General features: G+C 65.3%; 16 protein-coding genes. 7 read left to right on the forward strand and 9 right to left on the reverse strand.

The genetic code is table 11. The features are described 5' to 3' along the window. Positions 1–276: 276 nt before the first annotated feature. Together T31B1_RS00990 and acs are read right to left on the reverse strand one after the other, a co-directional pair. On the reverse strand, positions 277–1,458 hold the full coding sequence (locus T31B1_RS00990; RefSeq protein ID WP_353247592.1) for an acetyl-CoA C-acetyltransferase: 1,182 nt from the start codon (positions 1,456–1,458) through the stop codon (positions 277–279). A gap of 294 nt (positions 1,459–1,752) precedes the next feature. After that, on the reverse strand, positions 1,753–3,708 hold the full coding sequence (gene acs / locus T31B1_RS00995; protein WP_353247593.1) for an acetate--CoA ligase: 1,956 nt from the start codon (positions 3,706–3,708) through the stop codon (positions 1,753–1,755). 234 nt (positions 3,709–3,942) lie between these two features. Between acs and T31B1_RS01000 the strand changes: the two genes are divergently transcribed. The 4 genes from T31B1_RS01000 to T31B1_RS01015 are packed head-to-tail and all read left to right on the forward strand — an operon-like array spanning position 3,943 to position 6,358. Further along, the gene (locus T31B1_RS01000) at positions 3,943–4,665 is read left to right on the forward strand and encodes a MotA/TolQ/ExbB proton channel family protein (RefSeq protein WP_353247594.1); all 723 of its coding nucleotides are present in this window, start codon (positions 3,943–3,945) and stop codon (positions 4,663–4,665) included. Between the two features lie 3 nt (positions 4,666–4,668). Further along, positions 4,669–5,067, forward strand: coding sequence for an ExbD/TolR family protein (locus tag T31B1_RS01005; RefSeq protein WP_353247595.1), 399 nt, complete (start codon positions 4,669–4,671; stop codon positions 5,065–5,067). Beyond that, positions 5,064–5,465: an ExbD/TolR family protein gene (locus T31B1_RS01010; protein ID WP_353247596.1), complete on the forward strand. Its 402-nt coding sequence runs from the start codon at positions 5,064–5,066 to the stop codon at positions 5,463–5,465. Before T31B1_RS01005 ends, T31B1_RS01010 begins: the two co-directional genes overlap by 4 nt. Continuing rightward, complete coding sequence (locus T31B1_RS01015; RefSeq protein WP_353247597.1) at positions 5,462–6,358, forward strand: energy transducer TonB; 897 nt, start codon at positions 5,462–5,464, stop codon at positions 6,356–6,358. Before T31B1_RS01010 ends, T31B1_RS01015 begins: the two co-directional genes overlap by 4 nt. 31 nt (positions 6,359–6,389) lie before the next feature. Here the strand turns inward: T31B1_RS01015 and T31B1_RS01020 are convergent, their stop codons facing one another. Beyond that, positions 6,390–6,887 carry a CC0125/CC1285 family lipoprotein gene (locus tag T31B1_RS01020; protein WP_353247598.1) on the reverse strand — a complete coding sequence of 166 codons (498 nt, stop codon included), beginning with the start codon at positions 6,885–6,887 and terminating at the stop codon, positions 6,390–6,392. Between the two features lie 222 nt (positions 6,888–7,109). On the opposite strand from T31B1_RS01020, the gene T31B1_RS01025 reads away from it, so the two are divergent. Further along, complete coding sequence (locus tag T31B1_RS01025; RefSeq protein WP_353247599.1) at positions 7,110–9,818, forward strand: penicillin acylase family protein; 2,709 nt, start codon at positions 7,110–7,112, stop codon at positions 9,816–9,818. A gap of 57 nt (positions 9,819–9,875) precedes the next feature. Here the strand turns inward: T31B1_RS01025 and T31B1_RS01030 are convergent, their stop codons facing one another. Further along, entirely contained in the window at positions 9,876–12,323 is a 2,448-nt protein-coding gene (locus tag T31B1_RS01030; RefSeq protein ID WP_353247600.1) for an ATP-binding protein, read from the reverse strand. A 158-nt stretch (positions 12,324–12,481) separates the two neighbouring features. Between T31B1_RS01030 and T31B1_RS01035 the strand changes: the two genes are divergently transcribed. Further along, positions 12,482–12,910 carry an organic hydroperoxide resistance protein gene (locus tag T31B1_RS01035; RefSeq protein ID WP_353247601.1) on the forward strand — a complete coding sequence of 143 codons (429 nt, stop codon included), beginning with the start codon at positions 12,482–12,484 and terminating at the stop codon, positions 12,908–12,910. A 46-nt stretch (positions 12,911–12,956) separates the two neighbouring features. On the opposite strand, the gene T31B1_RS01040 is transcribed toward T31B1_RS01035, so the two are convergent. From T31B1_RS01040 to wrbA, 4 genes are all read right to left on the reverse strand, one after another. After that, positions 12,957–13,613, reverse strand: a complete 657-nt coding sequence (locus T31B1_RS01040; protein ID WP_353247602.1) for a rhomboid family intramembrane serine protease — start codon at positions 13,611–13,613, stop codon at positions 12,957–12,959. 138 nt (positions 13,614–13,751) lie between these two features. Further along, positions 13,752–15,746 carry a BCCT family transporter gene (locus T31B1_RS01045; protein WP_353247603.1) on the reverse strand — a complete coding sequence of 665 codons (1,995 nt, stop codon included), beginning with the start codon at positions 15,744–15,746 and terminating at the stop codon, positions 13,752–13,754. 115 nt (positions 15,747–15,861) lie between these two features. Beyond that, complete coding sequence (locus T31B1_RS01050) at positions 15,862–16,458, reverse strand: nitroreductase family protein (protein WP_353247604.1); 597 nt, start codon at positions 16,456–16,458, stop codon at positions 15,862–15,864. 46 nt (positions 16,459–16,504) lie between these two features. Next, entirely contained in the window at positions 16,505–17,107 is a 603-nt protein-coding gene (gene wrbA / locus T31B1_RS01055) for an NAD(P)H:quinone oxidoreductase (RefSeq protein WP_353247605.1), read from the reverse strand. A gap of 334 nt (positions 17,108–17,441) precedes the next feature. Between wrbA and T31B1_RS01060 the strand changes: the two genes are divergently transcribed. After that, entirely contained in the window at positions 17,442–18,353 is a 912-nt protein-coding gene (locus T31B1_RS01060) for a LysR family transcriptional regulator (protein ID WP_353247606.1), read from the forward strand. Here T31B1_RS01060 and djlA read toward each other — a convergent pair. Continuing rightward, a complete protein-coding gene (djlA, locus tag T31B1_RS01065) occupies positions 18,346–19,146 on the reverse strand; it encodes a co-chaperone DjlA (RefSeq protein ID WP_353247607.1) in 801 nt (266 codons plus the stop codon). The two genes, T31B1_RS01060 and djlA, sit on opposite strands and share 8 nt — an antisense overlap. Positions 19,147–19,148 lie beyond the last annotated feature (2 nt).

Raw genomic sequence — 19,148 nt, forward strand, 5'->3', positions numbered from 1 at the left:
GGCCCGCTGATCCCGCCGGAAGAAAACCGGCCGGCGCAACAACACGCCGGCCGGAAGCCGCGATTGCACCACGATCGAGTTGGGATGGGAGCGGGCGTATTGGAGGAGAACAACACGGCGCTGGATCGTAATGCGCTATCGATAATGCAAGACCGATGCCAGGTCAGGGGCCCACGATCGGCCGCAAACGGCGGGTCGCGCATGGTCGTATGCCGACCAAACGCATCCGCCATCCGGTTTGTCGAGCGCCGCTGCACTCCGGCGGTGCATGCCCGCTCAGCGTTCGACCGCCAGCGACACGCCCTGGCCGCCACCAATACACAGCGTCGCCAGGCCACGTTTGGCATCGCGCTTGATCATTTCGTGGACGAGCGTGACCAGAATACGACAGCCCGATGCACCGATCGGGTGCCCCAGCGCAATCGCACCGCCGTTGACGTTGACGCGATCCATATCCCATTCCATCTGTCGGGCCACCGCGATCGACTGGGCAGCGAAGGCCTCGTTGGCCTCCACCAGATCGAGATCACTGACCTGCCAGCCCACGCGATCCAGACAGCGTCGGGTCGCCGGGACCGGGCCAATTCCCATGAACGCCGGGTCCACGCCGGCGCTGGCATGTCCGGCGATCGTGACCAGCGGGGTCAGACCGAGCTCCCGGCATCGCGCTTCGGTGGTCACGATCACCGCCGCCGCGCCGTCATTGATACCCGAGGCGTTGCCCGCCGTCACACTGCCATCGCGAGTGAAGACGGGCTTGAGCCCGGCCAGCGATTCGGCGGTCACGCCCGCGCGCGGGCCCTCGTCGCGGGCGAACGCGATCGCGTCGCCTTTTCTCTGTGGCACCTCGATCGGCAGGATCTCGTCTTCGAATCGACCATGCTTGAGCGCTTCTTCGGCGTGCTGCTGGGAGCGTGCTGCGAACGCATCCTGTTCGTCGCGCGAGATCCGGTACTTGGCGGCAATGTTCTCGGCCGTCTGGCCCATATGGTAGTCGTTGAACGCATCCCACAGGCCGTCGCGCACCATGGTATCCACCAGCGACCAGTCGCCCATGCGCTGGCCGTCACGCGAGTGCGGCAACACGTGCGGCGCGCGACTCATACTCTCCTGCCCGCCGGCCACGATGAGCTGGGCATCGCCGAGAGCGACGGCCTGGGCGGCCATCATCACCGCCTTGAGGCCACTGCCGCAGACCTTGTTGATCGTCAGCGCCGGCACGCCGTCGGGCAGACCGGCCTTGATCGATGCCTGGCGCGCGGGATTCTGGCCCGAGCCGGCGGTGAGCACCTGGCCCAGGATGACTTCATCGACGGCCTCACCCGGAATATCGTGGCGTGCCAGCAGCTCGCGCACCACGTGCGCGCCCAGGGCCGGCGCATCGATTCCGGCCAGGGTGCCGCCGAAGCGACCGATGGCGGTACGACCCGCCGCTGCAATGACGACTGAATGACTCACGCGAACTCCCCACGATTTATCGGTTCTGGAACAACAAGAAAATACGGCTCGCCTGGCGAAACCTGGTTTCAAGTGTACGAAATTGACGCCGGTTTGTGCAGGGCAACAAACGCCGCGCCCGGGAGCAGCTGGAATTATCCGCGTTGGCGCGGGTCCCGGGCGTCGCATTCAGGACACGCCCATAAAAAAAGGCCGGAACCGACTGGCGCGATGCGCACGGCCGGCCCGGCCACCCCCTGATCGGCGCCGGTCGTGCCCGGATTCAGGGCATTCGACCGGCGGTTTTGCCCGCGGCTAGCTACCCTTGGCTTGCAGCTGATCGATAATCTGCGGATTCTCGAGCGTGGAGACGTCGGAGGTGATCTCCTCATCGCGGGCCACGGTCCGCAGCAGCCGACGCATGATCTTGCCCGAGCGGGTCTTGGGCAATCCGTCGGCGAAGCGGATCTCCTCGGGCTTGGCAATCGCTCCCAGCTGCTCGGAAACCCAGTCGCGCAGCTCGGATGCGAGTTCGTCGCTGGGGTCGTCGTTCTTGAGAATCACGAACGCGATGATGCACTCGCCCTTGACGTCATGCGGACGGCTGACGACCGCCGCCTCGGCGACCGCCTTGTGCGCAACCAGCGCCGACTCGACCTCCATCGTGCCCATGCGGTGCCCGGAAATGTTCACCACATCGTCGATACGGCCGAGAATACGGAAATTGCCCTGCTCGTCGCGCTGTGCCGAGTCGCCCGCCACATAGGTGTGCGCATCGAACATGCCGAAATAGGTTTCCTTATAACGCGCCGGGTCGCCCCAGATCGTGCGCAGCATGTAGGGCCAGGGCTTGGTGATGACCAGGATGCCGCCCGCGTTGGCGTCGGTCACCGGCGCACCCGACTCGTCGAGGATCTCCGCCTCGATCCCCGGCAAGGCATGGGTGACCGAGCCCGGTTTCGTCGAGGTACTGGAGGCGATCGGCGTGATCATGTGGGCGCCCGTCTCGGTCTGCCACCAGGTATCGACGATCGGGCAGCGTTCCTTGCCGATCATCTGGCGATACCACATCCAGGCTTCCGGATTGATGGGTTCGCCGACGGTACCCAGCACGCGCAGCGAATCCAGCGCATGGCGCTGCGGATACTCGTCGCCCTGTTTCATGAGCGCGCGGATGGCGGTCGGCGCGGTATAGAAGATGGTGACCTGATGGGTATCGACCATCTTCCAGAACCGGTCGGGTTCCGGATAGGTCGGCACACCCTCGAACATCACCTGGGTTCCGCCGCAGGCGGTCGGGCCGTAGGTGATATAGGTATGGCCGGTGATCCAACCCACATCGGCAGTACACCAGAAGACATCGTCGTCGCCGTAGTCGAACACCCAGCGGCAGGTACAGATCGCGCCCAGCAGGTAGCCGGCCGAGGAATGCTGGATACCCTTCGGCTTGCCGGTGGAACCGGAGGTATAGAGGATGAACAGCGGGTGCTCGGCGTCCACCCATTCCGGCTCGCAGGTATCGGACTGGCCGTCGACGGCTTCGTGCCACCACAGATCGCGGCCCTCGGCCATGGTCACATCGGCGTCGGCACGCTTGTAGACGATGACTTTCTCGATCGACTGGCAGCCTTCCGACAGCGCCTTGTCAGCGGTCTCCTTGAGCGGGATCAGCTTGCCGCCGCGATAGTTGCCGTCGGCGGTGATGAGCATCTTGGCCTCGGCATCGTCGATACGGTCGCGCAGCGACACCGCCGAGAAGCCGCCAAACACCACCGAATGGATCGCGCCGATACGCGCACAGGCCAGCATCGCCACCGCAGCCTGCGGAATGTTCGGCAGATAGATCACCGCGCGATCGCCCTTGCCCAGGCCGTTGGCCTTGAGCGCGTTGGCGAACCGGCAGACACGCGCATGCAGCTCGGTATACGAAATGTGTTCGACTTCGCCGTCGTCGCCTTCGAAGATGATGGCGGTCTTGTCGCCCTTGGTCTCCAGATGGCGATCAAGACAGTTGTAGGAGACGTTGAGCTGGCCGTCCGCGAACCATTTGAAGAACGGCGCATCGGAATCGTCGAGCACCTGCTCGAACGGCTTGTGCCAGTCGATGCGCTGGCGCGCCTGGTCGGCCCAGAAGCCTTCGTGGTCGGCGGCGGCGGCTTCGCGCAGGGCCTTGACGTCGGCAGGCTTGAGCGTCGCATTGTCGACGAACGCCTGCGGCGGCTCGAACTGGCGGTCCTCCTTGAGGACGGATTCGATCTTGCTGTCGGCCATTAACAAAGCTCCATGCTGTAGTCGCAACTACCCGCAGGATACGCATTTGCGGCCACGGACTGCATACGACGAAAGGCGCATGGCAACCCGCGAAACCTTCGATCGCGTACAAGCAGACCGCGGTGCGACAATCCGTCGCACAAATAGTAATGGTTCGCATTTACCTGTGGTATGCGCCATAATCACGGGCTCGCCTTCGCGGCGATCACGCTTTCTGTCTGCATGGGATTCCGCATGACGCCCGATACTTCCACGGTTTTCGATCTGAACGGCCTGTTCGAGTTGCTGCGCCTGGGCGGGCCGGTCGTTGCGGTGCTGGTACTGATGTCGATCGTCGGCCTGGCGATCTTGCTGCTCAAGCTTTGGCAGTTTTTCAGCGTCCGGGTCGGTCAGCGGGGTTTCGTCGAACCGGCCATCGAACAGTGGCAATCGGGCGACCGCGACGGGGCGATCGCGCGGCTGGAAGCAAAGCGCAACCCCATTGCCGACGCGCTGGCCGTGGCCATGCGCGGTATCCGCTCGGGCGCCGAGACACGGGTCGTACGCGAGGAGGCGGCCCGCGTTGGCGCACGTCATTTAAGCGAATTGCGCAGCTATTTCCGCCCCCTGGAAGTCATCGGCTCGCTCGCACCGCTGCTGGGGCTGCTCGGTACGGTGATGGGCATGATCACCGCGTTCCAGCAGTTGGCCAGTGCCGGCAGCCAGGTCGATCCGTCGGTGCTGTCCAACGGCATCTGGGAGGCCCTGCTGACCACCGCGGTGGGTCTGGTGGTGGCGATTCCGGCCGTGGTGGCGCTGAACTGGTGCGAACGGGTCGTCGAGCGCCTTCACGAAGACATGCAGGACAGCCTGACACGCTTTTTCACCCGGCATGAAGCGGTCTTCGATCGCCAGGCAGAGCAACCGGCCGGCGCGGTGACCGATCGTCGCGCCCCGCGTACCTCGCATGCCTACTGATCCATGCACATCGAGCATATTCCACGCCGGCGGCATACGATCAGCCTGACGCCCCTGATCGACGTGGTCTTCATCCTGCTGGTGTTCTTCATGCTGGCCACGAGCTTCACCGATTGGCGACCCATCGGCCTGGTCACCGGCACGAGCGCGGCCACGCCGGGCCAGACACCACCGGCGGTCGTCCGCGTCGACGCCGACGGCCGGCTGCATTACCAGCAACGCGTCATGGCCGCGCCCGCGCTGGCCGCCGAGCTCAAAGACGCTCGTCAGCGTGACGAAATCTCTGCGGTGATCGTGCAGCCCGAGGCCGATGCCAACCTGGAGGACACAGTCTCGGCGCTGGATGCGCTATCCGGTGCCGGCGTCGCACCGATGTCTCTGGCCACGGGGAGCGGTTCATGATCATCGCGCCGCCCAAGCGCCCCCGCTCGAGTGAAGACAACATCCTGCCGCTGATCAATATCGTCTTTCTACTGTTGATCTTCTTCATGCTGGCCGGCGTTCTGGCGCAGCACCCGCCGTTCGCGCTCGATCCGCCGAGCACCGAGTCCACCGAAGCCAGCACGCAGCTCGACCGCGAGGTGCTCTCGATCGCCGCCGACGGCCGTCTGGCATTCGGCGGTGAGCCAATCGAGTCGGCACAGCTGAGCGCGCGCCTGGCCGACTGGCCACACGACAAGCCACTCCAGATTCGGGCCGACGGCAAACTCAAGGCCGACGCCCTCACCGGCCTGTTTGACACACTGCGCGGCGCGGGTATCGCCGAAGTCAACCTTCTGACCCAGCACCGCGACCCATGAAACGGATCGGCTTTCGACATTGGCTGGTGGTTCTGCTGCTGGCCGTTACCGCACATGCGGCGCTGCTGCTGCGTTTCCAGGTCGAGGACACGCTCGCCGACGCAGACAGCGGCGGCGCAGGCGTGCGGATCGCGCTCGCCCCGACCCAGGGCGAACCACAGCCCGAGCAGGTGGCTGCGAGCGGGGAGCCGGCCGAAGCGGAGCAGCCCGCCGAGCCAGCGCCCGAGGCCGAGCCGGAACCGACGCCCGAACCCGAGCCCGAGCCGCAGCCGGAACCTGAACCGGTTCCCGAGCCGCCGGCCCCCGAGCCTGCGCCCGAACCGGAGCCCGAGCCGACGCCGGTTCCCGAACCCGCGCCCAAACCGCAGCCCAAGCCTGAGCCCAAGCCACAGCCAAAACCCACGCCCAAGCCGGAACCCAAACCCGAGCCGCAGCCCAAGCCCAAGCCGGCACCGCGGACTCAGTCGTCGTCCGACACCACGGCGGCCGTGCGTCGCAATCCGGACGCACAGCCGGCCGGCGGCCAGGATGCGACCAACGCGCCGGCCCAGGCCGCCCAGACCTCGGATCGGACACAGGCTGGATCGACCGGCAGCGTGGCCGACACGCCGCCCGATTATCGCAGCGAGCTGCGTTCCTGGCTGGCTCGCCATAAGGACTATCCGCGTCGCGCGCGGCGGCTGCGCCAGGAAGGCACGGCCGTGCTGTATTTCGTCATGGACCGCAACGGCCATGTACTGAACTGGGAGATTCGCCAGAGCTCGGGCCACGCGTTGCTCGACGAGGCCGTCGAGAAGATGATCAAGGACGCCGACCCGTTGCCCGCCCTGCCGGACAGCGTGCCCATGCAACGGCTGGCTCTGACCGTTCCGGTCAGCTTCAAGCTGCGCTGACTACATCCGACGACCGGCCGAGCGGTCGGATTCAACCGGTGCCTGCAGCCACCTCGGCCGACAGGTTGCGCTTGAGCTCCACAGCATCGTAGACCTCGGGCCCGGATTCCGGCACCGACGGGCCGATCTGAATCTCCAGCACAGTTTCGTAGCGCGTACGACTGTAGCCACCGGTCGAGTAACCGATGCCCGTACCCCAGAACGGATAGCCCCACCCGTAGCCGATGCTGGTCGACGGCCCGCCGCCGCTATTGCTGGTGACCGGCGAGGTCTCGCGCGAATTGATCCGGAAACGGGATGCGCCGTGGGCCAGGGCGACGTCGGCGGCACGAAACAGCGCGAAATTCTCCACCGTTTCGCGGGCCGTGCCGTAGTCGCCGGCAAAGCTCACCCGGTAGCGGTCGCTGGTCAGCAGGGTATCGCGATAACCGTAGTCGTCGGGCTGTGCTGCCGGCCGATAGGCCGGTCCGCTCGCACAGCCTGCAAGCAGCACGCAGCCAATCAGCGGATACAAGAATTTAGTGTTCATGACCTCATGATATACCCGTGGGTAACGGCCTCGGATGCAGCCGCAACACAGACTGTCCGGCCTGTCTGGTCAGACCACGACGTCGGCCTGCGGTTCATCACTGCCGCCCGATGTACACGGCTAAAGTCTTAGCTTGAGACATAGAGCGCGGAGGTCCGGTTGGCGCTAAAATCGTGCTTCATGCACCCGTCGGGTGCACTGGATTCATCCGGGGGGATATTCATGTTCGAGAACAAATGGATGCGCACGCTGCGCACGGCCGGCGCGGCGTTGCTCGTGGCGGGGGCTATCGGCGGCTGCTCATCCGGCGGCGGCGACGATGGAGTGGACGATGTCGGCCAGGCCGGCAACGACAGCGGCGCGTTGACCGACGAACAGATCAACGCGCCGAACGGAAACCTGCAGGCAACCATTCGCACCACGACCGGTGGCGTGCCGCATATCACCGCCGACAACCTCGAGTCGGCCGGCTTCGGCTCGGGCTATGTTCAGGCACGCGACAACGTGTGCATCATCGCCGACTCGATCATCCGGGCGCGCGGTGAACGCGCCAAGTTCTACGGTCCCGGCCCGAACGTCGCCGATGCGCTGCCGATCGGTGTCAACGTCGTGACCGACTTCAGCTACAAGGCGCTGGGGCTGCTGGATCGGGCCAACGAGGAGTTCGACGAACTCACGCCGGCTTCCCAGGCTATGCTGCGTGGTTTTGCCGCCGGCTATAACAAGTATGTCGACGAGACCGACCCGACCGCCCTGCCGGCCAAGTGCAACCAGGCGCCCTGGGTGCGGGATATCACCGCAGAGGATCTGTACGCCTATTATCAGCTGGTGGCGCTCTATGCCAGCGGCGACAACTTCGTTCAGGGGCCGCTGTTCGCCGCCGTGCCGCCCGGCGTGAGCCCGGCGCCTGCTCCCGCCGCACCAGCCACGTCGGCCGCGCTGTCGACAGACACCCCCGAGCTGGCCGCGGCACTGCGCCGTGCCACCCCGGCCACGCTGGGCCTGAAGAGCGACTACCACGAACGCGGCATGGCCAGTAACGGCTGGGGCATCGGCGGCGACATGACCGAAAACGGCCGTGGGGCACTGCTGGCCAATCCGCATTTTCCCTATACCGGCAACCGCCGACTCTACCAGAGCCAGATCACCGTGCCGGGCGTCTACAACGTCAACGGCGCCGGCCTGATCGGCGTGGCGATCCCGCTGATCGGTTTTAACGAGCACGTCGCCTGGACGCATACGGTATCCACCGCCCAGCACTTCACGCTCTACGACCTGACCCTCAAATCGGGCGATCCGCTGACTTATATCAAGGATGGCCAGGAAAAGCCGATCACCAGCAAGCGTATCTCGGTGGAGGTCAATGTCGGCGCCGCGCAGCCGCTGACGTTCCAGCGTGACTTCTACTACTCGGAATACGGCCCGATGCTGGCCGCCAATACCATCAACGGCGCGCTGCCGGCCTGGGGCGACACCTTTGCCGGCCGATCCACCGCGGTGACCTATCGCGACGCCAATATCGAAACCGCGCGCCAGGTCGTGGACCAATGGCTGGCCATGGGAAGGGCGGACAATCTGGCCGAGTTCCAGCAGCCGTTCAAGGCCTGCGGCAGTGTCCTGTGGGTCAACACCATGTATGCCGACGACGCCGGCCGAGCGTTCTATATCGACGGCACATCCGTGCCGCAGCTGTCGCAGGGCGCACTGACGGCGTTCAATGCGCGCGTGTCGTCCAACCCGGTAGTCGCCGCGCTGGCCGCCAGCAACCTCACCCTGCTGGACGGCAGTCGTTCGCTCAACGACTGGGTCGACAACGACTGCAACGGACGCGTCGGCTATGCCGGCATGCCGCGTCTGCAGCGCAGCGACTATGTTCAGAACTCCAACGACAGCTACTGGGCGACCAACCCGAAACAGTTCCTCACCGGCTTTTCGCCGCTGTACGGGCCGACCGAGAATATTCTGTCGCCGCGCACGCGCATGGGACTGCGCATGCTGGAGAACCCGACCGATGCCGGTCTGTCGCAGGTCGCACCCGCCGGCAGCGACGGCAAGTTCACCGGCCAGGAGATCATCGACGCGCTGTATTCCAACCGCGCGTACTACGCAGAAACGCTGCTCGACGAACTGCGTGAGCGCTGCAATGCGGCCGGCGATACAGCCATCGCCTACGATGACGACAACAGCCGGTCGGTAGCCGACGGCTGTGCCGCCCTGGCCGGCTGGAACGGGGTCTACGATCTGAACAGCACCGGCGCCCAGGTGTTCCGCGTGTTCATCGGCGCCTTCAGCCCGGGCTACCCGGCCCAGTTCAGCGTCGCGTTCGATCCGAGCCAGCCGGAGACCACCCCCGGCACGCCGTATCCGGCCGATGACGATCTGTCGGACGATCCAATGCTCGTTGCCCTGGCTACCGGCCTGAACCGGCTCGACCAGGCCGGCATCGACTACGACGCCCCGCTGGCTGATATCCAGTATCAGCAGCCCTACGATGCACGCCCGCCGAGCCCGACCGGCGCTGCGGCTCAGCCGACGGGCGATGTCATTCCCTGGCACGGCAACCAGAACTTCGAAGGGGGCTTCAATATCGTGTCCGTGGACACCTCAGCCGTCGAGGACGGCACTCGCTATCCCCGCTATGCGCCACAGGGCACGATTGCCGGCACCGGCGGGCTGTCCACTGCCGACGGCGAGGGCTGGCTGATCGGCTACGGTACGAGCTGGCACTTCGGGCTGAACTTCTCCGATGCCGGCCCGCAGGGCTATGGGCTGGTCAGTTACAGCCAGTCCGACGATCCGAGCTCGGCGCATTATCGTGATCAGGACGAACGCTATTCGGCCAAGAACTACCGCAAGCTGCTGTATTCGAACGCCGATATCAACGCCGACGAGAACCTGCAGCGCGAGACGATCACGGCCACGATCGACTGATACGGGACATCGCGATCCGGCCGAGCCCGGCGACGCCCAGCGCGTTGCCGGGCTTTTTCATGTCTGAGGCCAGTCGGGTCGCATACGCCCGTCCGGTGCGCGCACATGGGGCAGCCACAGCAACGCCACCGCCTGGACCGTGATGTCGCTGCTTTTCGCCCGTACGATGACCGTCTCCAGTGCCAGGCCTTCCGGGCCGGGCAGCGGCGCCAGTGCAGCCACCTCAGCGTCGAAGTCTTGGCCGGCGGCTTCGATCCGCGCGCGAATGTCGGCGGCGTCGGCTCTTGCCTCGGCCAGGTCACGGCGCTGTTGCGCGATCGCACCCACGCCACGCGCCGCGGTGCCGATCCGGCGAGCATTGGTCGCAGAGACCGCCTTGCGGCCGAGAAAGGCGCCGAGCAACGCGCTGCCGATCGATACGACGCTTTCGACGGTTTTCTGGTTCGTCTGGGCCGTCTCGGCGGCAATCTCGGCTTCGGCGGCGGCCAGCCGTGTTTGCAAATCTGCAAGCTGGCGATCGTAGCGATCACGCAGTTTGCCCACCGCCTGATCGCGCGCCTGACGCGCGACCTGATGGACCCGCACACGGAACTCGGCTTCGGATTCGTCGGCGCTCGATGTCAGCCGGTAGTCGCGACTGCGATACAGCGTCAGTCCGCAGGATTGGCGCAGCCACGTCTTGAACGCACTCGCCCAGTGCCGGTAATTGGCCGGGTCATGAGCCGGAGCGGCCAGGTCGGCAAAGCCTGCCCCCGGGCAGGGTCGGGCGGCCAGATCTGCCAGGGTCATCGCCAACGGTTCGGCCTGCGGCCAGTCGAGCGCGAGCGGACCGTCGTCGATCTCCACGCCCAACAGGAAGGTGCGCTGCGTATCCACCTTGAAGGTCTTGTTGATATAGAACACCTGCGCTGCACCGACAATCCTCGGGTAATAGATCAGCGCCGTACCGGACACGGACGACGCCGGCGCGTACAACGCGTCGATACCCGGCGCGAGCACGGGCGGGCCGCGCCCGGCGTCCGCGACGTCTGGGTGCGCCCGCCCGGACGCCGGCGCAGCCGAAGGGCCCGCCGGGCGCAGTGTCTCCGTCGACAACGGCGGCGACAGCGCGGCGGTCAGGCGTTGTATCTGCTCGCGGGTGAGCGGGCCGGCGAGATAGGACATCGCCCAACGGCTCGCGAATACCACTGGCTGAGATTCGTGCACGTTGTGCAGCAGAAACGTTCGCTTGCCCAGGCCGCTCAGCACCCGGCTCATGCGCTGCCGATCGAACGGCCCTCCGCCATCGCCGGCACCGGCCAGCCCGTCCAGCACGCGTGCCTGATCGCGTTCGGTCTGCAGGCGTCCGATAAACCAGGTCCCGGTGTTCGACAGCCCCTTGTAGTCCAGATCCATCGGGTTCTGTGTCGACAGCACCACCCCCAGGCCGAACGCACGTGCCTGCTTGAGCAGCGTCAGGAACAGCGCTTTGGAGGGTGGATTCGCGGTGGGCGGCATGTAACCGAACAGCTCGTCCATGTAGAGGATCGCGCGCAGGCTGCCCGTGCCCGGCTGGGTTCGCATCCATGCGATCAACTCGGACAGCAGCAGCGTCACGAAGAACATCCGCTGGCTGTCGCTCAGATGTGCGATCGAAACGATCGACACGCGCGGCTTGCCAGTTGCGGTGTACAACAGCCCCTGTGCCGACAGCGGTACACCCTCGGTCCAGGCGGCGAAGCCCGGCGAGGCCAGCAGGTTGTTCATCTGCATTGCCAGGGCAAAGCGGTCGGCTTGTGGATAGATCGCATCGACGTCCATCACCCCGATACGGCGCATCGGTGGATTCTGGACCGCAGCGATCAACCCGGCCAGATCCAGCGAGCGGCCAGCCTCCCAGTGGTGCTGCAGCAGATTGGCGATCAATACATGGGCCCGGCTCGTGATCGGATCGGCATCGACACCGAGCAACGTGAGTATCGACGTGGCAGTCGCCTGAATACGGTCGGCGAACGCCTCCCGGTCACCGCGCAACATGGCCGGCGGCGCCTCGAACGAACCCAGGACCGACAACGGGGTCCCGGCCCGGCTGCCGGGCGTGAAGATACCGAATGCGGCGGCCTGTCTGAGCCGGCGGATACGCTCGCCGTCCTGGCCCCATTCGGCCAGCCCGGCCTGCCAGCGCTGGGCCTGATCGCGAGCATAGTCCGTCGGGCTCATGCCCTGGCCGGCCGCCACGCGCGCGTCCACCCAGGGTTCGAAGTCGGCGGCGGCCAGATCGGGAAAGCTCAGCATCAGGTTGCCGAGATCGCCCTTGGGATCGATGGCGATCACGGGCACCGAGTCCAGCGCGGCTTCTTCGATCAGGCTCACGCCCAGCCCGGTCTTGCCGCTGCCGGTCATGCCGATGATTACCGCATGCGTGGTCAGGTCGGCCGAGTCATAGAGTACGGTGGCCGCGGCTTGCTCATCGTCGGCGAGTGTACGGCCCAGATAGAACGCGCCGAGTTTTTCGTAGTCCTGCACCTGGCCCCCTGCCGTATTGCCCGCGTGATCATTAATACCCGGCTCACCGGCGGACCACAAACCCCGACCCGACCCCGCGCCGCTTGAAATCCGACGGATCGTGGCGCAATGTCAGTTGCGCGCAATCTATTATCACCTGAAAGCCAGGAGTCAACGCCATGTCACTGGACAAAGTACTCTACACAGCCCGAGCCCAGGCCACTGGCGGCCGCGACGGACGCGCCGCCTCGTCGGACCAGGCCCTCGACGTCGAACTGAGCACGCCGAAGGCGTTGGGCGGCAGCGGTGGCAACGGCACCAACCCCGAACAGCTGTTCGGCGCAGGCTACTCGGCCTGCTTCATCGGTGCACTGAAGGTCGTGGCCGGGCGCCAGAAGGCCAAGCTGCCGAGCGAAACCGCGGTATCGGCCGAAGTCGGCATCGGCCCCGATGGCCAGGCATTCGGTATCCAGGTCGCGTTGACCGTGCACCTGCCGGGCATGGAGGCCGATCAGGCCCGCGCACTGGTGGATGCCGCCCACCAGGTTTGCCCCTACTCCAACGCGACGCGCGGCAATATCGACGTCGATCTGCACGTCGAGGTCTAGCAACCGAGGCCATGACCGGCGGGATCCGCCGGTCGTCTTCTTCGCCCTAGCGCGGCCCCATCATCCGGCCCTGGCTACGCCAGTAGGCGATCATCGCCAGACCGAACGCCATGCCACCCAGATGGGCGAAATGCGCGACCCCCGCCTGGGTGCCAGTCACACCGAAGAACAGTTCGAGCGCCCCGTAGCCGATCACCAGCCACTTGGCCGTCATCGGAATCGGCGGAATCAGCAGCATCACGCGGGCGTTGGGAAACATCATGCCGAAGGCCAGCAAGACGCCGAACAGTCCGCCCGAGGCGCCTACCGTCGGCACCACCTGGCCGCTGGAGAAGAAGAACAGCACGAGCACCTGCGTGATGCCGGCACCCACCGCGCACACCAGGTAGTAGAGGAGAAACCGCTGCCCGCCCCAGACCTGCTCGACAACCCGGCCGAACATCCATAGCCCGAACATGTTGAAGAACAGGTGTCCGAAGCCGCCGTGCAGAAAGGCATACGACAACAGCTGCCAGAACTGAAAGCCGACCGTGTCCGGGCCGTGCGAGGTCCCGACCGGATATTCGCCAAACGGCCACAGCGCGAAATGCTGCATGGTCGGCTCCGGCGCGTACAGAAGAAACAGAAAACCGATGCCGTTGGCGATCAGCAACCATTTGATCATCGGCGGCACGTTCGACACGGCGAACGGATCCTGGCGCATGGCGGGCGGGTCGTGGAATGGGCGCATCAAGGATACCGCATCACCGAAGGCCGACGCCCTGCCGCACCGCGCCCACCATAAAAAAACCCGGCGCCCCCTCGGGACGCCGGGTCGGTACGGGCAGCGCCCGTGGGCGTATCAGCGCACCAGATGCAGGAAATGCAGGTGCTTCTCGTACTGGTCGAGAATATCGCCGATCAGCTGATCCTTGGTATAGCCGACGACGTTGTACTGCTGGCCGCCCTCGCGTAGATAGACCTCGGCACGGAAATGTGCGCGATCCTTGTCGCTCTTGCGTTCCCGCAGGCCCGCGATCGCGAATGACGGAGCGGCAAACCGACGCGCCCGGACGCCGTAGACGAAATCGATCTCGGCGCCGTGGTCGACGTCGATATAGCAACGGTCGTCCTCGATCGTCACCTTCGTCGACATCTCCGACTCCTCGAACTTGGCGGCGACTTCCTTCATCGCCGGGCCGACCACGTCCCGCAGGAACGTCTCGACCTGGGTCTTGCGAGGCGAGGAGATCAGCGTGTCCAGACGGCGTTGCCAGCCGCCGCCGGCCGACGAAGAGGCCACATTGGACGGCGTGTTCATCATGTGACGCATGCTGTCCTGCTTCACCGCTTCCACGCTCAGAGATTTATAAAGCCCCAGCGCCATGATCATGATGATGATCGTGAACGGCAACGCTGAGGCCAGCGAGGCGGCCTGCAACGCGCCGATACCGCCGGCGGCCAGCAGCACGATCGCCACCACGCCTTCGAGCACGGCCCAGAAGATACGCTGCCATACCGGCGGCTCTTCCCCGTCCTTCGCGGTGAGGATATCGATGACCAGCGACCCGGAGTCCGAGGAAGTCACGAAGAAGGTGACGACCAGCAGCGTGCCCAGCACGGAGGTCAGCCAGGTGAACGGAAACTGTTCGAGAAACACGAACAGCGCGGTCGAGGTATTCGCATCGACCGCGTCCAGGATATTGGTGGCGTTGTCCACCAGAATCATGTGCAGGGCGCCGTCGCCGAAGGCAGTCAGCCACAGGAAGGTCGCGCCCACCGGCACCAGCAGCACGCCACAGACGAACTCGCGAATGGTCCGCCCGCGCGACACGCGTGCGACGAACATACCCACGAACGGCGACCAGGAGATCCACCACGCCCAGTAGAACAGCGTCCATGAGCTCATGAAGCTCTCGGTCCCCTCGTCGCCGGTATAGACATACGAATTGAACGTCATGTCCACGAGCGACGACACGTAATTGCCGATGTTCTGGGTCAGCGACTGGAAGATATAGAGCGTCGGGCCCATCACGATGACGAACAGCAGCAGCGCCGCAGCAAGCCAGAGGTTGAGCTCGGATACGCGGCGAATGCCGCCGTCCAGGCCAAGCACCACGGATGTCGTCGCCATGGCGGTGATGATGCAGATCAGCACGATCTGCGTGGTCATGCCCTCCGGCACGCTGAACAGGAAGTTCAGCCCGGAGTTGACCTGCTGGGCGCCGAATCCCAGCGAAGTCGCCACGCCAAACAGCGTGCCGAATACGGCCAGAATATCGATGATGTTGCCGATCGGACCGTAGATGCGCTTGCCGATGAACGGATAGAACGCCGAACTGATGCGCAGCGGCAGATCGCGTCGAAAGCTGAAGTATGCCAGCGACAGACCCACCACCGCGTAGATCGACCAGGCATGCACGCCCCAGTGGAAGAACGTGATCCGCATCGAATCCTTTGCGGCCTGCGCGCTGTTGGCGTCGCCCAGCGGTGGGTTGGCGTAATGCATCACCGGCTCGGCCACGCCGTAGAACATCAGGCCGATGCCCATGCCGGCCGAGAACAGCATGGCGAACCAGGAGATATAGCTGAAATCCGGTTCGCTATGGTCCGGGCCCAGCCGGAACGATCCGTATCGCGATACAGCGAGCACGATACAGAAGATCAGGTAGACGCCCACCGAGGCCAGGTACAGCCAGCCAAAGGTTTCGATCAGCCAGCTCTGCATGGCGCTGAAGAAACCATCGGCTGTCTCGGGCATCAGGGCACCGAACAGCACCAGCGCGCCGATCACGGCCACGGATGGAAAGAATACCGGCGGATTGATACCCGCCTTGGTGGGTTGGCTATCGCTCATTCAGTCTTGCTATGTATGAATTCCCTCTTCTACCTATAACATGCCTGTCGCCGATTAACGACAGCCCGCATCGCTTCGGAGACGGGCCGGCCGGACGCCGGCCCGCGGCCCACGCTCAGAATTCCGCCGGCACTCCGAAGCGCGATCCAAACACGAATTCGTCTGTCGGACGGCGGTTACGCGGTTTCGCCTCGCGTTCGCGCAGCCCCGGATCGCCGCCTGCGGAGCGGTCTCTGTGTCCGATGGCCAGGGCCGTGAATGCCTCGGCTTCTTCGGGAATCGAGAACGCCGTGCGCGCCGCCTCCGGGTCGAGCCCGATCATCTGGTGGACATGCAGCTTGCGCACCGTCGCCTCGAGCACCAGGTTCGCCGATGCCAGCCCCAGATCGTGCTCGGCCGCCTTGTTGGGCTGGCCATTGGCGCTGAACCGGCGCATCACCACACCCAGCACGAGCACCGGCGCGTCGGCCGCCCAGGGCTGATTGCCCTCGGCCAGACACGACAGGATTCGCGCGTGCACGTCGTCCCGGCCCTTCTGGCCCACGATATAGCGCCAGGGCTGCTCGTTGTACGACGAAGGCGCCCAACGGGCGGCTTCGAACAACGAATTCAGATCGGTGGCGGCCACCGGCTCGGCGCTGAACACATACGGGCTCCAGCGCACGGCCAACGTGTTCACGATCGGTGCGTCGGTTTGGGCGTTCTTGTTCATGGCAATTCCTGGCAAACGAAATACATCACGGCCGGTCCGGCGAGCCTCAATCGGCCAGCCGGATGGCCAGCCGGGCCACCTTGGCGCCTTGGTAACGGGCGATCGCCAGCTCCTTGTCGCTGGGTTGGCGAGCGCCATCGCCGCCGGCATAGGTGGCTGCACCGTAGGGGGATCCGCCGCGCAGCTCCGAAATGTCGAACAACTCCTGGGCGCCGGCATAGTCGACCGGCACGATGATCATGCCGTGATGAGCCAGGGTATTCCAGAACGAGGTGATCGTGGTTTCGTTGCCGGCACCGGTTCCACTGGAAGTGAACACGCTGGCAAACTTGTTAACCAACTTGCCGTTGGCCCAGAGACCGCCGGTCTGGTCGAGAAAAGTACGCATCTGCCCGGCCATGTTGCCGAAGCGCGTCGGCGTGCCGAACACGATGGCGTCGTAGTCGGCCAGTTCGCCGGGCGAAGCGGTTTCACCGGCCAGCTCGGTCTTGCCGCCGGCGGCCTCGAGCGCGTCCCGGGGCATGGTTTCGGGCACGTGCTTGAGCGTGACCTCCACGCCGTCGACGGACGCCGCGCCTTCGGCCACCGTCTGGGCCATGGTCTCGATATGACCGTACATGGAGTAATAGAGCACCAGTATCTTCTTCATGATCTCTCCTTGAACATAGGCGCCGGCCGGGCCAGGCGCCTGGGTGGTGTTCTGGCGATTCGTACAGCCTGCCTGCCAGCGAACGGCATGTCCCGTATCGGTCGGCCGGTCGTCGTTGCAAGCCCTGTCGAACGCTCAGGTATCTGGTTCATCAAAATCGAACAACTGCCGTCGTAGGCGCGCCTCAAGGCTTCGCCCTACCCGGGCTCACCTTGAAAATACATACAGACGACTGGCGTTCCTCAGCCAGTACCGTATCGAGTCTCCCGTCAGCCGGAAAGCGAACGCTTTTGGCATACTCGTTCAATATTTTCGAATGACCCAGGCGCGAGTCATGGCTAGCCGCGAACCCATCAGTCTGGAAGCGCTGCAAGCGCTGGACGCCATTGACCGGCATGGCAGCTTTGCCGCCGCGGCCGCGGCTCTTTATCGCGTACCGTCGGCGATCTCCTATACCGTCAGCCAGCTGGAAACCGAGCTCGGCGTCGCGGTGTTCGATCGCAGTGGCCACCGGGCCGTGCTCACCCCGGCGGGCCGCCTGCTGCTCGATGAAGGGCGGCGTATTCTGCTCGCGACCCGGGAACTGGCCGCCGCGGCGCGTCGCCGTGCCCTGCGCTGGGAGCCCGAGCTTCGAATCGCACTCGACGCCACGACCCCGGCCGAGGATCTCTGGCCGCTGGTGGCGGAATTCACCGCCGCCCACCCGGCAATCGATGTACGCATCAGCGAGGAAGTCCTGGCCGGGAGCTGGGAGGCCCTGATCGATGAACGGGTCGATCTGGCCATCGGCGTGACCGATCCCCCCGCCCATGCGGGCATCGAACGGGCACATTACGACCGGCTGACGTTCTGCTTCTGCTGCGCGCCCCACCATCCGCTGGTCGAGGCACCGCGCCCCCTGGACGACGAGCGCATCCGCGGCCAGCGGGCGCTCGTGGTCGCCGACAGCGCCCGACGCTTCGCGCCACGCAGCGGCAACCTGCTGGACGGCCAGCCGCGCCTGACCGTGGCCAGCATGCGCAGCAAGATCGAAGCCTTGGCCCGCGGGTTGGGCGTCGGCTACTGTCCGACCCGATGGGTCGAGCCGTGGCTGTCGGACGGGCGACTGGTGGCACTCGAGACGGCCAACCAACCGGCACACCGCGATACATTCGTTCTCTGGCGGCGCGGCGACCGGGGACGGGCGCTGCAATGGTTCATCGAGCGGCTCGCCGCGCCCGGCCATCGCTCCGCGCCGGTCAGCTGATACCGCGTGCTTCGGAGATGCGCTCGTAGGCAGCGCCGATCTCACGGGTCTTCTGCTCGGCCATGTCGCGCATGCTCTCGGGCAGGCCCTTGGCGGCCAGCTTGTCCGGATGGTTCTGGCTCATCTGACGCCGGTAGGCTTTCTTGACCTCGGCGTCGCTGGCCGATGCGGATATACCCAGTACGTCGTAGGCCTGCTGGAGCTGTTCTTCCCGGGATACGCCGGCCTTCGAACCCATGCCGTCGCCGCTGGCGCCGCCGCCCGCCGCGCCCATGCCCAGCATCGCCTCGAGCTGACGGATCTCGGCTTCCGAAAGACCCAGGCCGCGGGCGACGCGCATGAGCGCTTCGTGCTCGGCGGCACTGACTTTGCCGTCCGCGGCAATGGCCGCGATCTGGACCTGCAGGAACATCTGATGCAGTGCGCGCTGGCCGCGGGCGACCTTGACGAAGCGTGCGACTTCGCCGTCCAGATCGAAGTCCCGGTCCTTGCCCCGATTGAACGATGCACGTGCCTGGGCTTTCTGGTCCTCGCCCAGCCGCAGCCGGGTGAACAACTCCTCGGCCACCTTGATCTCGTCGCGGGTGACCTGGCCATCGGCCTTGCACAACGCGCCCATCACCGCGAACGTCGAGTTGAGGAACTGGGTACGGATCGTGCCGAGTGCGCCCTTCATGAGCGTCATAGCCAGCAGCTGTGCGCCCCAGAAGCCCAGCACACCGCCCAGAATCGCGCCGGGCAGACCAAAGAACGAAGCGCCGGCGATGGCGCCGAGAATGATCGCGATAAGCATGA

Source organism: Salinisphaera sp. T31B1, assembly GCF_040361275.1.
Taxonomy (GTDB): domain Bacteria; phylum Pseudomonadota; class Gammaproteobacteria; order Nevskiales; family Salinisphaeraceae; genus Salinisphaera.